12 protein-coding genes are annotated in these 13,052 nt (G+C 53.5%); 7 read left to right on the top strand and 5 right to left on the bottom strand.

Features of this window, described 5'->3' with window-relative positions:
- Window positions 1-305 precede the first annotated feature (305 nt).
- Window positions 306-668 (top strand): YibL family ribosome-associated protein, encoded by a 363-nt coding sequence (locus tag ACRQ84_RS15810; RefSeq protein ID WP_483816551.1) that lies wholly within the window; start codon window positions 306-308, stop codon window positions 666-668.
- A gap of 7 nt (window positions 669-675) precedes the next feature.
- Here the strand turns inward: ACRQ84_RS15810 and ACRQ84_RS15805 are convergent, their stop codons facing one another.
- From ACRQ84_RS15805 to ACRQ84_RS15795, 3 genes are all read right to left on the bottom strand, one after another.
- Window positions 676-1,638 carry a VirK/YbjX family protein gene (locus ACRQ84_RS15805; protein WP_483816550.1) on the bottom strand — a complete coding sequence of 321 codons (963 nt, stop codon included), beginning with the start codon at window positions 1,636-1,638 and terminating at the stop codon, window positions 676-678.
- 189 nt (window positions 1,639-1,827) lie between these two features.
- Complete coding sequence (sodA, locus tag ACRQ84_RS15800) at window positions 1,828-2,445, bottom strand: superoxide dismutase [Mn] (RefSeq protein WP_007893384.1); 618 nt, start codon at window positions 2,443-2,445, stop codon at window positions 1,828-1,830.
- 160 nt (window positions 2,446-2,605) lie between these two features.
- Window positions 2,606-3,631 (bottom strand): LacI family DNA-binding transcriptional regulator, encoded by a 1,026-nt coding sequence (locus tag ACRQ84_RS15795; protein WP_483816549.1) that lies wholly within the window; start codon window positions 3,629-3,631, stop codon window positions 2,606-2,608.
- Between the two features lie 293 nt (window positions 3,632-3,924).
- Here ACRQ84_RS15795 and ACRQ84_RS15790 point away from each other — a divergent pair, with 293 nt between their 5' ends.
- Genes ACRQ84_RS15790 through alsE form a run of 4 tightly spaced genes read left to right on the top strand, consistent with a single transcriptional unit; the run spans window position 3,925 to window position 6,681 of the window.
- The gene (locus ACRQ84_RS15790; RefSeq protein WP_064738221.1) at window positions 3,925-4,368 is read left to right on the top strand and encodes a PTS sugar transporter subunit IIA; all 444 of its coding nucleotides are present in this window, start codon (window positions 3,925-3,927) and stop codon (window positions 4,366-4,368) included.
- Window positions 4,369-4,383: 15 nt separating this feature from the next.
- The gene (locus ACRQ84_RS15785; RefSeq protein ID WP_064738222.1) at window positions 4,384-4,650 is read left to right on the top strand and encodes a PTS sugar transporter subunit IIB; all 267 of its coding nucleotides are present in this window, start codon (window positions 4,384-4,386) and stop codon (window positions 4,648-4,650) included.
- Between the two features lie 43 nt (window positions 4,651-4,693).
- A complete protein-coding gene (locus ACRQ84_RS15780) occupies window positions 4,694-5,953 on the top strand; it encodes a PTS ascorbate transporter subunit IIC (RefSeq protein WP_483816548.1) in 1,260 nt (419 codons plus the stop codon).
- Between the two features lie 50 nt (window positions 5,954-6,003).
- Window positions 6,004-6,681, top strand: coding sequence for a D-allulose 6-phosphate 3-epimerase (gene alsE, locus ACRQ84_RS15775; RefSeq protein ID WP_483816547.1), 678 nt, complete (start codon window positions 6,004-6,006; stop codon window positions 6,679-6,681).
- 80 nt (window positions 6,682-6,761) lie between these two features.
- Here alsE and ACRQ84_RS15770 read toward each other — a convergent pair whose 3' ends face one another.
- A complete protein-coding gene (locus ACRQ84_RS15770; protein ID WP_483816546.1) occupies window positions 6,762-8,102 on the bottom strand; it encodes an aspartate aminotransferase family protein in 1,341 nt (446 codons plus the stop codon).
- Between the two features lie 174 nt (window positions 8,103-8,276).
- Between ACRQ84_RS15770 and ACRQ84_RS15765 the strand changes: the two genes are divergently transcribed.
- Window positions 8,277-9,053, top strand: a complete 777-nt coding sequence (locus tag ACRQ84_RS15765; RefSeq protein WP_483816545.1) for a DeoR/GlpR family DNA-binding transcription regulator — start codon at window positions 8,277-8,279, stop codon at window positions 9,051-9,053.
- On the opposite strand, the gene fdhD is transcribed toward ACRQ84_RS15765, so the two are convergent.
- Window positions 9,050-9,874: a formate dehydrogenase accessory sulfurtransferase FdhD gene (fdhD, locus tag ACRQ84_RS15760; protein ID WP_483816544.1), complete on the bottom strand. Its 825-nt coding sequence runs from the start codon at window positions 9,872-9,874 to the stop codon at window positions 9,050-9,052. The two genes, ACRQ84_RS15765 and fdhD, sit on opposite strands and share 4 nt — an antisense overlap.
- A gap of 120 nt (window positions 9,875-9,994) precedes the next feature.
- Here fdhD and fdnG point away from each other — a divergent pair, with 120 nt between their 5' ends.
- Window positions 9,995-13,042: a formate dehydrogenase-N subunit alpha gene (gene fdnG, locus ACRQ84_RS15755; RefSeq protein WP_483816543.1), complete on the top strand. Its 3,048-nt coding sequence runs from the start codon at window positions 9,995-9,997 to the stop codon at window positions 13,040-13,042.
- Window positions 13,043-13,052: the final 10 nt, after the last annotated feature.

The raw sequence follows: 13,052 nt of genomic DNA, 5'->3' as shown, positions 1-13,052 counted from the left end.
GACCAAGTGCGCATGAATGCGCCCCCTACGAAAACCTCGCCAAACCACTGTAGGGTCGCCATTCATGGTGACCAGGTGCGCATGAATGCGCCCCCTACGAAAACCTCGCCAAACCACTGTAGGGTCGCCATTCATGGTGACCAGGTACGCATGAATGCGCACCCTACGAAAACCTCGCCAAACCATTGTAGGGTCGCCATTCATGGTGACCAGGTGCGCATGAATGCGCACCCTACGCTCCACGCTGCAAAATTGCCTGAATTTGATGTATCCTTTGCCTGTTTTCCTTAACGAGTTTTCCCCCAATGAAAGAACAAGAAAAAGCCGAGATCAAAGTTCTGAGCGATCAGCTGGATGCACTCAATCGCAAAGAAGCCCCACTTTTAGCCTCTGGCGATGCCGAAAAGCTCGGCGAGCTGCTGCGTGAAAAAGAGAAGCTGGAGCTGGAAATTGAGCGCCTGCGCGGTGTGCGCACTGAGAAGCTGAGTAAAGAAGCGCAACAGCTGCAGAAGCTGGGCTTTAGCCGCGAAATCACCAAGAAAGAACAGGCCAACATGGGCGCATTCAAGAAAAGCGTGCGCGGCCTGGTGGTGGTACACCCAATGACCGCGCTCGGACGTGAGATGGGACTGAAAGTGATGACCGGCTACGCGAAGCAGCCGTTCTAATCTTTACTTACGCGGCGTGTGAGACGTCGCGTAGGATGCCAGCTGCCTGATGAACTTGTTCATTCAGACTGTCCAGCAAGACATAGCGACGGCGATACTCGGCGCGCTTCTTGCTGGCAATCTCTTCCAGATTTTTTCGCTCCGCACGTAATGGCAACGTAAACAGCTCATCGCCACGCGCCACGCCACCCAGCGACAACCAAAACTCGCTGTAGCTGGCAAAAAACTTATCGCTCTTACTGTGACGATAACGCAGGCTGCGGAATACGTGTGTGGTATCACCAACGGCGGTAATCGTCTCAACACCACACTGCTCCGCCAGATTAAAAACCGCTTCCATCAGCAGACGTTTCGGGAATACGCCATGTGCCGCTTTAGTCGCATCGCGAATAACATCGTTGGAAATATGTTTGCGCGGCCCCTGCAACCCACCAATTAATAAGGTACGTTTCCGCTGTTCCTGAATAATCGAGAATGAGAGCGAAGCGATTAATTGCGTTTCATAATGCAATTCCAGGGTAATTTCACCTTCACGGTCGAAGCGACCTGGACAGCAGTGAATCACAAACGCCTCGTCATTTTTACCGCTCAAATTAGCCAGTAAATTATCGCCCGGACTCTGCAACAGCTGACGCAGCGCCGCGTTATCCAGCTGATCCATTAGCGTATAGTGATCGATGATCGCCTGCGCACGCTGTGCCACACTGAATCCCGCACGCAGATAAGGCCGATGGGGCTTCGCTGGCAGTAAACCCTGCATAGTTAAAAGCTGCGGCAACGCAGATAATTCCGCTAACTGATGCAGATAATGAAAAGTAGTAACTGGAAATACCAACGACCTTAAGGCAAATTTTGCGCGAAACCTTCCGCTATTCCATAATTTATTCGGCCTGAATTTTCCGCTTATTAAAGGTAAAAACAGCGAAGCTGACGAATCATCATTCGCCACAGAAGTTATGATAGTAGACATGATTATTTAGGCTTAGCGAGACAAATTATCGTCACTATATGCCCCAAATTATCAACGGCAGGTTAATAGATTTCTCAGCGAAATAGTTGTGCGCGGAAATATTCAGGTCGTTTAAAAAAGGTTTAAAAAGGGCGAAAAAAAACCGGTGAAGAGATCACCGGTTGTGTACGTTGCGGCTTAAGCCTGAACTTACTTAGCAGAAGCGAAACGCGCTGCCGCTTCGTCCCAGTTCACAACGTTCCAGAACGCTTTGATGTAATCAGGACGTTTGTTCTGATATTTCAGATAGTAAGCGTGTTCCCACACGTCCAGACCGATAATCGGGAAGCCTGAAACGCCTGCAACCGCTTCGCCCATCAGCGGGCTATCCTGGTTTGCGGTAGAAACCACAGCCAGTTTGTCGCCTTTCTTAACCAGCCACGCCCAGCCTGAACCGAAACGAGTGGTGGCTGCTTTTTCAAACTCAGCCTGGAAAGCTTCAACGCTACCGAAATCTTTTTCGATTGCCGCTTTCAAGTCGCCCTGCAGCGAGGTGCCCAGTTTCAGACCTTTCCAGAAGAAGCTGTGGTTAGCGTGGCCGCCTGCGTTGTTACGCAGTGGACCTTTTTTATCTGCTGGCAGCTGATCCAGTTTGGTGATCAGTTCTTCTACCGGCAGGTTAGCGAATTCGGTACCTTCCAGCGCGGCGTTAGCGTTGTTAACGTAGGTCTGGTGGTGTTTAGTGTGATGGATTTCCATCGTCTGCTTGTCGAAGTGCGGTTCCAGTGCGTCGTATGCGTACGGCAGGGATGGCAGTGAATAACTCATGTTCTTCCTCTCCATTTTAGTGTTTTGCAGCAGCACCTCACTGGGTGTGCCGCGTAAGCAGTCGGATCATTATAGTTAAAAACATGATCCGTAAAAGGGTTATCAATGCCTTAGATTTGATAAGGATTTGATGAATCTGGGAAAAGGTGCGCACACACGGCTACACCTTGTGCGTACTGGCACGCAGTTTAAGCTGCACCGGCAGCTCATTGATAGCAGAGGGTTCATCGCCCTTAAGCGCAGCCAGTAAACGTTTACCCGCCATGCGTCCCATCTCTTCATACGGCAGCACAATGCTGGTAAGCGGAGGCGAACATACCGCGGCTAACGGGCCGCCGCCGATACTGGCAATCGCCAACTGGCTGGGAATCGAAATTCCCGCCGCGTGGCAGGCCATGATAGCGCCGCAGGCCACTTCATCACTGGTGCAAATCAGCACATCCAGCTCCGGCCAGGTTAACCGAATTTCCGCCAGTAAGCTGTGCCCGGCGGCAAAGGTCGGCATTTTCGGCGACGTCACTACGCGATGCGGCGCCTGATTCATCGCCAGCATCCCGCTGTGCCAGCCATTTAGCAGCTGGCGGAAGATGGTGTTATTGCTCTGCGTGCATAACAAACCGAGATGGCGATAGCCACGTTCGACCAGACTCTGCACCAGCTGGCGAATCGCTTTGGCATAATCGACACCAATGCTGATCCCCGCCGAATCCGGATGCACGCCGCCAATATCCATCACCGGCAGTCCGGAATTGCTCAGCAGGCGATGTGCTTCGGCAGCGTTATCGAAGTTGAAATGCACCATCGCTGCGGGATTATAGGAGAGCAGCATTTCGATCAGCTCGCTCTCTTCCGCAGCCGAATGATTGGCCTCCGCCAGCATCATGTTGTAGCCCTGCGGCCGTAGCACCTCTTGCAGCGCTTCCGACACAATCGCACTGCCCGGCGTGGCAAACGAGGGCACCACCATGGTGATCAGGCGCGATGTCGCCGATGCCAGATTGCTGGCCTGCACGTTGGGTACGTAGGACAACTCAATCACTGCGGCATCAATTTTGGCGCGAATTTCGGACGAAACCTTCTCCGGCATGCGCAACGCGCGCGAGGCTGTCATGGTGCTTACGCCCACCAAACGGGCAACATCGGCCAGGGTACTTTTGCCGGTACTGCGCCGTTTTTTTTCTGTCATGCGATCTCCTGCATTACTCGCTACTTTTGCCAGGACGCAGCTTAAAACCAAATCTGTTAACGCGCCATGCGAAAAACCACAGATTCGGGCATCCCTTACCCACGGTTCTTTCCAGAATGATTGAGCATGTCAGGTGTTTGCGGCCATGACAAACGCAGCGCAAGAAAATGTTAGCGATAACACGTTTTTTAACAATCTCAGTGTTAGCGCTAACTTTTGCGACAATCATCACAGAAAACCGCTGAGAAAATAACCTACATTGCACTCCATCGACGAATAAACAGGAATGACTGATGCTCACTCAATGGCTAACACCGCAACATATTCGTGTCGTAGAGCACGTTAGCGACTGGCAGGAAGCGGTGCGCTTATCCGCCGAACCGCTGCTGGCCGCAGGGGCGATCAGCGCAACTTATCTTGATGCCATCTTTACCTCGCATGCCGAGCTTGGACCCTATTACGTGCTGGCGCCGGGCTTAGCAATGCCTCATGCCCGACCGGAACAAGGTGCGCGCAAAAATGGCCTGTCGCTGCTGCACGTGAAAAATGGCGTGAACTTTCAGTCTGATGAGAACGATCCGGTTTATGTGGTCATTATGCTGTGCGCGGTATCTGGCGACGATCATATTCAGATGATTACCGCATTAGCGGACGTGTTCAGCGACGAATCCCGCCTGCAGCAGTTGCTGTCGGCTTCTACCCTGTCAGCCATTGAAGCTGTCATTCAAAATAAATAACCCGAGAACCCTAAGATGAAAAAAGTCCTGATTGTGTGTGGAAATGGTTTAGGTAGCAGCTTCATTGTTGAAATGAATGTGAAAAAAATTGTGGCGGAATTAGGTAAAGAAGCTGAAGTAGGCCACACCGATTTAACCTCGGCTAAATCTGAGCATGCTGATTTAATTATCGCCGCTAAAGACATTGCCGATCAATTAGCCGGACACAGCGCCAACGTTGTTGGTCTGACTAATCTGCTGGATAATGCAAAGATTAAAGAAATTTTGGCTGAAAATATCTAATAACACTTCATCCCGAAAAACTTTACTCACTATGGAGTAAGTTATGCTGCAGTTTATAATTAAGGATGTTCTTGGAACACCCGCTATACTTGTCGGCCTTTTCTCCCTGTTTGGTTTATTACTGCAAAAGAAACCGGTTTCTGATGTTATTTCCGGTACGCTTAAAACCATTATGGGTTTTGTTATTCTCATCGCCGGGGCCAATTTAATTGCGGCCACGCTGACCATCTTCAGTCAGCTGTTTGAGCACTCGTTTAATATTCAGGGCGTGGTGCCCAACACCGATGCGATGGCTGCGCTGGCACAGAAAAGTTATGGCACCGAAACGGCCATGATCATGGTGTTCGGCATGCTGGTGAATATTGTGCTGGCGCGCATTACACCACTGAAATACATCTTCCTGACCGGTCACCACACGCTATATATGTCGGCGATGCTGGCGGTGATTTTGTCGGTAGGTGGCATACACGGCTTCTGGTTGGTGGTGATTGGTTCACTGATTCTTGGCACCATGATGGTGGTTTGCCCGGCAATTCTGCAGCCCTTCACCCGCAAAATCACTAATTCGGACGATCTGGCACTCGGCCACTTTGGCTCAACCGGTTATCTGCTCTCCGCGTTAGTAGGCAAAGTGGTCGGTAAAGGCAGCCCGTCGATTGAAGAGCTGAAGGTGCCGAAAACCCTCAACTTCCTGCGCGATTCATCGGTCGCGATTTCGCTGACCATGATGATTCTGTTTATCGCGCTGGTATTAGTCGCAGGTAAAGCGTTCACCGAAAGCATTAGTGGCGGCCAGAACTACATTGTGTTCGCCATCATTCAGTCGATTACCTTTGCCGCGGGTGTCTACATCATCCTCGCCGGTGTGCGCATGGTGATTGCGGAGATCGTCCCAGCATTTAAAGGCATCGCCGATAAGCTGGTGCCCAACGCCAAACCGGCGCTGGATTGCCCGACCGTCTTCCCGTTTGCGCCAAACGCGGTGATTATCGGCTTCCTGTCGAGCTTCTCCGCCGGTCTGATCAGCATGTTCCTGTGTCCGCTGTTTGGTTTGAGCGTGATCGTTCCGGGCTTAGTGCCGCACTTCTTCTGTGGCGCTACGGCGGGGGTTTACGGCAACATTACCGGCGGACGTCGTGGTGCGGTGATCGGCGCCTTTGTGCAAGGGCTACTCATCTCCTTCCTGCCGGCAATATTGCTGCCGCTCATGGGCGACCTGGGCTTTGCCTCCACCACCTTCGGTGACGCCGATTTCGGCATTGTCGGTATCGTGCTCGGCCATATTATTTCGTTCTTCCATTGATGTCTTGCGCAGCGCTTATTGGCGCTGCGCAAGTAATGAGGAATTAAAAAATGAACGCAAAGTTTTCACCGTCCTTAATGTGTATGGACCTCACCCGCTTTCGCGAACAAGTTGAAGCCATGAATAAAACGGCCGCCTTTTATCATGTCGATATTATGGATGGCAGCTACGTTAAAAACATTACGTTATCGCCGTTCTTTATTGAGAACCTGCGTAAAATTACGGATGTGCCGATTGATGTGCATTTGATGGTGAATCATCCGGAAGATATTATTCCGATGTGCATTGAGGCGGGCGCAGATATTATTAGCTTCCACCCTGAAACCGCTAATAATAAAATATTTCGCTTGCTGACGCAGATTAAAGAGGCGGGTAGGCGCTGCGGCGTGGTGTTAAATCCGGCCACATCGGCGGAAAGTATTCGTGAATATGCACATTTACTGGATAAAGTGACGGTGATGTCAGTGGATCCTGGCTTTGCCGGACAGAAATTTATCCCGGAAACGCTGAATAAAATACGCCAGCTGATTGCGATGCGCGAAGAACAGGGTTATCACTATTTGACCGAGATTGATGGTTCGTGCAATGCGCGCACCTTCAAACAGATTGCCGCATCGGGCGTGGATGTATTTATCGTCGGGACATCGGGATTATTTAATCTGCATGACGATGTAGCGCAGGCGTGGCAGAAGATGGAGCGCATTTTCGCCGAGGAAACCGCTGTTTAAATACAAGCACATAACGTAGCGGCGCAATTTATTGCGCGATAAATCGCGCCGCTACAAAAATGTGCGCAATCTATGCTCAGCTACCGCCCCAACTCACTCAACGACTTATCCAGCGCGCCCACCAGCCAATCGATATCCGCTTCCTGGAACGCCAACGGCGGACGCAGTTTCAGCACGTTACCGTAAGGGCCCGCCACCGACGTCAGCACGCGGTGTTCACGCAGCTTCTCAATCAAATCCAGCGCCAGCGCTTTATCGGGCGTTTTGCTGGCGCGGTCTTGCACCAGTTCGAAACCAATAAACAGACCCGCACCACGTACGTCACCGATCGATGCGTGGCGATCCATCAGTTTTTGCAATTCGGCCAGCAGCTTAGCACCCACCACGCGGCTGTGCTCCTGCAAGCCCTCTTCTTTAATCACCGTTAACACCGCCTGCGCTGCAGCCATCGCCACCGGATTACCGCCAAAGGTGTTGAAGTAAGGAATTTCATCGCTGAACGCCGCCAGCACATCGCTTTTCGCCAGCAGGCCCGAGACCGGAATGCCGTTGCCCATCGGTTTGCCGGTGGTGATCACATCGGGCACCACGTCGTGACGTGCAAAGCCCCAGAACGCATCGCCAGTACGACCAAAGCCCGGCTGCACTTCATCGGCGATAAAAATACCGCCGTTAGCGTGTACCACATCGACGGCTTTCTGCAGGAAACCGCGCGGGTTCGGCAACACACCATCGGAAGAGAAGATGGAATCTGCGAGGAAACCGGCAAACTTAATGCCGTGCGCTTTCATATCTTCGATCTGTTTCTGGATTTCATTGGCAAACCACTCGCCCAGATCGGGCGCATTGACGCGATACGCATCCGGCGGCGACACCAGACGCGTGGTCGCCGCCAGCGGCTGACCGCTGCCGAGCGCCGGTGAAACGCCTGAAGTGAGATCGCTGGTGCCATGATATGCCTCCTGCGAGACGATAATGCCAGTGCCGCCGCTGAAAGCGCGCGCCACGCGGATCGCCAAATCATTGGCTTCCGAGCCGGTGCACATATACATGGCGCGATCGATAGCATCCGGCGTGGTGGCCAGCAGCTCTTCGGTATAATCGAGAATACGCTCATGCAGATAACGCGTGTGGGTATTCAGCATCTTCATCTGCTGATTCACCGCCTCAATTACCGCCGGGTGGCAGTGTCCAATACTCGCCACGTTGTTGTACACATCAAGATATTTATCACCGGCAGCATCCCACAGATATTGCCCTTCGCCGCGCACTAAATGCACCGGCTTGCGGTAAAACAGGCGATACGACTCGCCCAACACTTTGCTGCGCTTATCGGTTAGCTTGCGGGTTGCCGCATCCAGACCGTCGGCGTGCTCAGCACGAAAACTGTTGGTATCCATGATGGTAGAACGTGTAGCCATGGTAACTCCCGTTGCGAAGGTGAAAGGGGTGCATGCGATATCGCCATTTACCCATATCATGCCTGCATTAATGACAAATGCAACAAAATACACAAATACAACCAAATACACATGACGATGTTATGACACTCAGGTAAGCTTAGGCCCAGGTTGAACACGTCACAGGGAAAAGTCATGCTGCAGGAAACCCGCTTACACCGCATTCGCGCGCTGCTGACCACGCAGCATCAGGTCAGCACCGAACGCATCATCAAAGAGCTTGGCATCTCACGCGAAACCGCTCGGCGCGACATTATTGAGCTGGAAGCACAAGGACTTGCACGGCGTGTACATGGCGGTTTAGTGGCAGTCGATAACCAGGCGGAGCCGCCGTTACAGGTGCGCCGCAACGCGCAGGCGAAAGAGAAACGCGCGATTGCCGTCGCCGCAGCGCAGCATCTCCAGTCGGGCCAAACACTGTTTCTTGATGCAGGTACCACCACGACGATGCTGGCGGAGGAACTGCGCACCATGTCGGGTTTAACCATCATCACCAATAGCCTGCAAGCGGCGCTGGCATTGAGCAGCGCCGAAGAGCATGAGACGCTAAATAATCAGGTGATTTTGCTTGGCGGCATGATGATGGCGGGCGCACAGCAAACGCGCGGGGAAATGACGATTGGAGAGATTTATCGTTATCGCGCCGATGTGGCATTGCTTTCACCAGTCGGTATTGAAGCGAAAAACGGCGCCAGCAGTTTTCATCCTCATGAAGCGGCGATTGCCCGCGCCATGGTGCAGCAGGCGAATCGCACCATTTTACTGGCGGATCACAGCAAACTCGGCGTGATGAGTCGCACCGTTTACGCGCCGATTGCGGAAGTTGAGCTGCTGATTTGCGACGGCGGCCCAGCAAAATCCGGCGCGCTGGCAGCACTGCAACAGGCGCTGCCGCAGGTGCAGGTGGTTTAACCTAGACGCTGCGGATGACTGTAAACCGTGGCGCGGCCCGGTTTACTGAAGCCAACCAGCGTGAGATTGCAACGTTCGGCCACCTCAACAGCGAGCTGTGTCGCAGCGGATACCGCAAACAGAATCTCCACGCCGCACATGGCGGATTTCTGCACCATTTCATAGCTGGCGCGGCTGGAAACCAGCACCGCGCCCTGCTGCCACGCTTGTTGGCTGCGATTACCCAGCAGTTTATCCAGCGCCACATGACGTCCGACATCTTCATAGCCACCCTGCAATTCGCCCTCGGGCGACATCCATGCCGCCGCGTGCGTGCAGCCGGTAAGATTGCCGATCGGTTGGAAGTCACGCAGCTGCGACAGGCCTTTGTCCAGATGCGCTAAATCAAAGGATTGCGTGAACGGCAGCGGCTGCAGCGGCTTACCGATTTGATCGAGTTGCTCCACGCCACAGACGCCGCAGCCGGTGCGTCCGGCCATCGCACGACGCTGCGCTTTTAGCGCCATAAAGCGGCGGCTGGAGAGCTCAATCTGCACTTCGATGCCATCACAGCCTGGCACCACATCGATGCCGTAAATCTCGTTCGGCTGCTCAATAATTCCTTCTGATAGCGAAAAACCGAGCGCAAAGGCTTCGAGATCGTTGGGTGTCGCCATCATTACTACGTGCGAAATACCGTTATAGACCAGCGCTATCGGTACTTCCTGCGCCAGCCAATCGCTTTCGGCGATATCGATAGTACGGCGCTGCCACACCTGCGACTGCACCGCACCTGAGATCTTATTCACATTTTGGTTACATTCTGGCTGATTCGCTTTCACTTTTTTTGTCTCGCACAACAACCACATTAAAGCTGTGGTAATATTTGGCCGCTATTGTCACAAGTTTAGTCGGGTCATTCTTGCACCGTATATTGCAAGAATTTAGAAGGATAGTAATCCATGAATGTCAGCCGAAGAAAATTCTTCAAAGTATGCGCTGGCGGTATGGCAGGGACAACGGCGGCACTGCTCGGCTTTGCGCCGGAAGTGGCATTGGCGGAAACACGACAGTACAAACTGCTGCGTGCCCGCGAAACCCGTAATACCTGCACTTACTGCTCAGTCGGCTGTGGCTTGTTAATGTACAGCCTCGGTGACGGCGCGAAAAACGCCAAAGAGACCATTTTTCACATCGAAGGGGATCCGGACCATCCGGTAAGCCGCGGTGCATTGTGCCCAAAAGGCGCGGGCCTGCTCGACTTCATCCACAGCGATAGCCGTCTGCAATTCCCGGAATATCGCGCGCCAGGCTCCAATAAATGGCAGCGCATTAGCTGGGACGATGCCTTTGACCGCATCGCCAAACTGATGAAAGCCGACCGCGATGCTAACTTCATCGCGCAAAATGCGGCGGGCGTGACGGTAAACCGTTGGCTCTCCACCGGCATGTTGTGTGCTTCGGCATCCAGCAATGAAACCGGCTACTTAACCCAGAAATTTACCCGATCGCTCGGCATGTTAGCGGTTGATAACCAGGCACGCGTTTGACACGGACCAACGGTAGCAAGTCTTGCTCCAACATTTGGTCGCGGTGCGATGACCAATCACTGGGTCGACATCCGTAATGCCAATCTGATCGTTGTGATGGGCGGGAACGCGGCTGAAGCGCATCCTGTCGGTTTCCGCTGGGCGATGGAAGCCAAGATTCACAACAAAGCCAAACTGATTGTTATCGATCCGCGCTTCACGCGTACGGCATCGGTAGCTGATTTCTATACGCCGATTCGCTCGGGCACCGACATTACCTTCCTGTCGGGCGTACTGCTGTGGCTGCTGCAAAACGACAAAATCCAGCATGAATATGTGCAGGCGTACACTAATGCCAGCCTGATTGTGCGTGAGGATTATCACTTTGAAGATGGTCTGTTCAGCGGCTACGACGAAGAGAACCGTAAATACGATAAAACCAGCTGGAATTACGAGCTGGACGCGGACGGCTTTGCCAAACGCGACGCCACGCTCACCCATCCGCGCTGCGTATGGAACCTGCTGAAACAACACGTCAGCCGCTACACGCCGGAAATCGTCGAACGTATCTGCGGCACGCCAAAAGCCGATTTCCTGCACGTTTGCGAACTGATTGGCGAAACCAGCGCGCGCGATCGCACCACCTCGTTCTTGTATGCGCTCGGCTGGACGCAGCACTCGGTAGGCGCGCAGAACATCCGCACCATGGCGATGATTCAGCTGCTGCTCGGCAACATGGGCATGATTGGCGGCGGCATCAATGCGCTGCGTGGTCACTCGAATATTCAGGGTCTGACCGATCTCGGCTTGCTGTCGCAAAGTTTGCCGGGCTACATGACCTTGCCATCGGAGAAACAAGCCGATCTGCAAACCTATCTGGCCGCTAACACGCCTAAAGCGCTGCTGCCAGGCCAGGTCAACTACTGGAGCAACTATCCGAAATTCTTTGTCAGCCAGATGAAAGCGTTCTACGGCGACAAAGCTCAGGCGGAAAACAGCTGGGGCTTCGACTGGTTGCCGAAGTGGGATAAAGGTTACGACGTGCTGCAGTACTTCGAGATGATGTCGCAAGGCAAGGTCAATGGCTATCTGTGCCAGGGCTTTAACCCGGTGGCCTCATTCCCGAACAAGCGCAAAGTGATCGCCTCGCTGTCGAAGCTAAAATTCCTGGTCACCATCGATCCGCTCAACACTGAAACATCGACCTTCTGGGAGAATCACGACGAATTCAATGATGTTGATCCGTCGCAGATTCAAACCGAAGTATTCCGCCTGCCATCCACCTGCTTCGCCGAAGAGAACGGTTCCATCGTCAACTCCGGCCGCTGGTTGCAGTGGCACTGGAAAGGTCAGGATGCACCGGGTGAAGCGCTGAATGATGGCGAGATTCTTTCCGGCATTTACTCTCGCCTGCGCAAGATGTACGCCAGTGAAGGCGGCGCGCTGCCAGAACAAGTGCTGAACATGAGCTGGAACTACAAAACGCCAGACAATCCTGCGCCAGAAGAAGTGGCGATGGAGAACAACGGCAAAGCGCTGGCGGACGTGTTCGATGATAAAGGCACGCTGCTGGTGAAAAAAGGCCAGCAGCTCAGCACCTTTGCCCATCTGAAAGATGACGGTAGCACCAGTAGCGGCTGCTGGATCTTTGCCGGCAGCTGGACGCCGGAAGGCAACCAGATGGCGCGCCGCGATAACACCGATCCCACCGGACTCGGCAACACGCTGAACTGGAGTTGGGCATGGCCGCTCAACCGCCGCATACTCTATAACCGCGCTTCAGCCGACCCGCAAGGTAATCCGTGGGATCCGAAACGTCAGATCCTGAAGTGGGATGGCAGCAAATGGGGCGGCATGGATGTGCCGGACTACAGCGCCGCCGCGCCAGGCAGCGATGTCGGGCCGTTCATCATGCAGCCGGAAGGGCTTGGTCGCCTGTTTGCACTCGACAAAATGGCCGAAGGTCCGTTCCCGGAACACTACGAGCCGTTTGAAACGCCGATCGGCACCAACCCGCTGCATCCAAACGTGGTGTCTAACCCGGCGGCGCGCGTGTTCAAGGATGATTTGGCCTCAATGGGCAAGGCAGAGCAGTTCCCGTATGTCGGCACCACCTATCGCCTTACCGAACATTTCCATTACTGGACCAAGCACGCGCGGCTTAACGCCATCGCACAGCCGGAACAGTTTATCGAGATCGGCGAGAAGTTGGCGAACAAGCTCGGCATCGCCCAAGGCGATACGGTGAAAGTGAGCTCCAATCGTGGCTACATCAAAGCCAAAGCGGTGGTCACCAAGCGCATCCGTCCACTGAACGTCGACGGCAAAATTGTCGATACCATCGGCATTCCGATTCACTGGGGTTATCAGGGCGTGGCGAAAAAAGGCTTTATCGCCAACACCCTGACGCCATTTGTCGGTGATGCCAACACGCAGACGCCGGAATTCAAGGCGTTCCTGGTCAACGTCGAGAAGGTGTAAGGAGAACGAA

The organism is Pantoea sp. E2023-21, from assembly GCF_051302795.1.
GTDB classification, from domain to species: Bacteria; Pseudomonadota; Gammaproteobacteria; order Enterobacterales; family Enterobacteriaceae; genus Pantoea; species Pantoea ludwigii_A.
The sequence above is the reverse complement of the archived record's forward strand: the minus strand, read 5'-3'. Positions and strand labels throughout refer to the sequence as shown.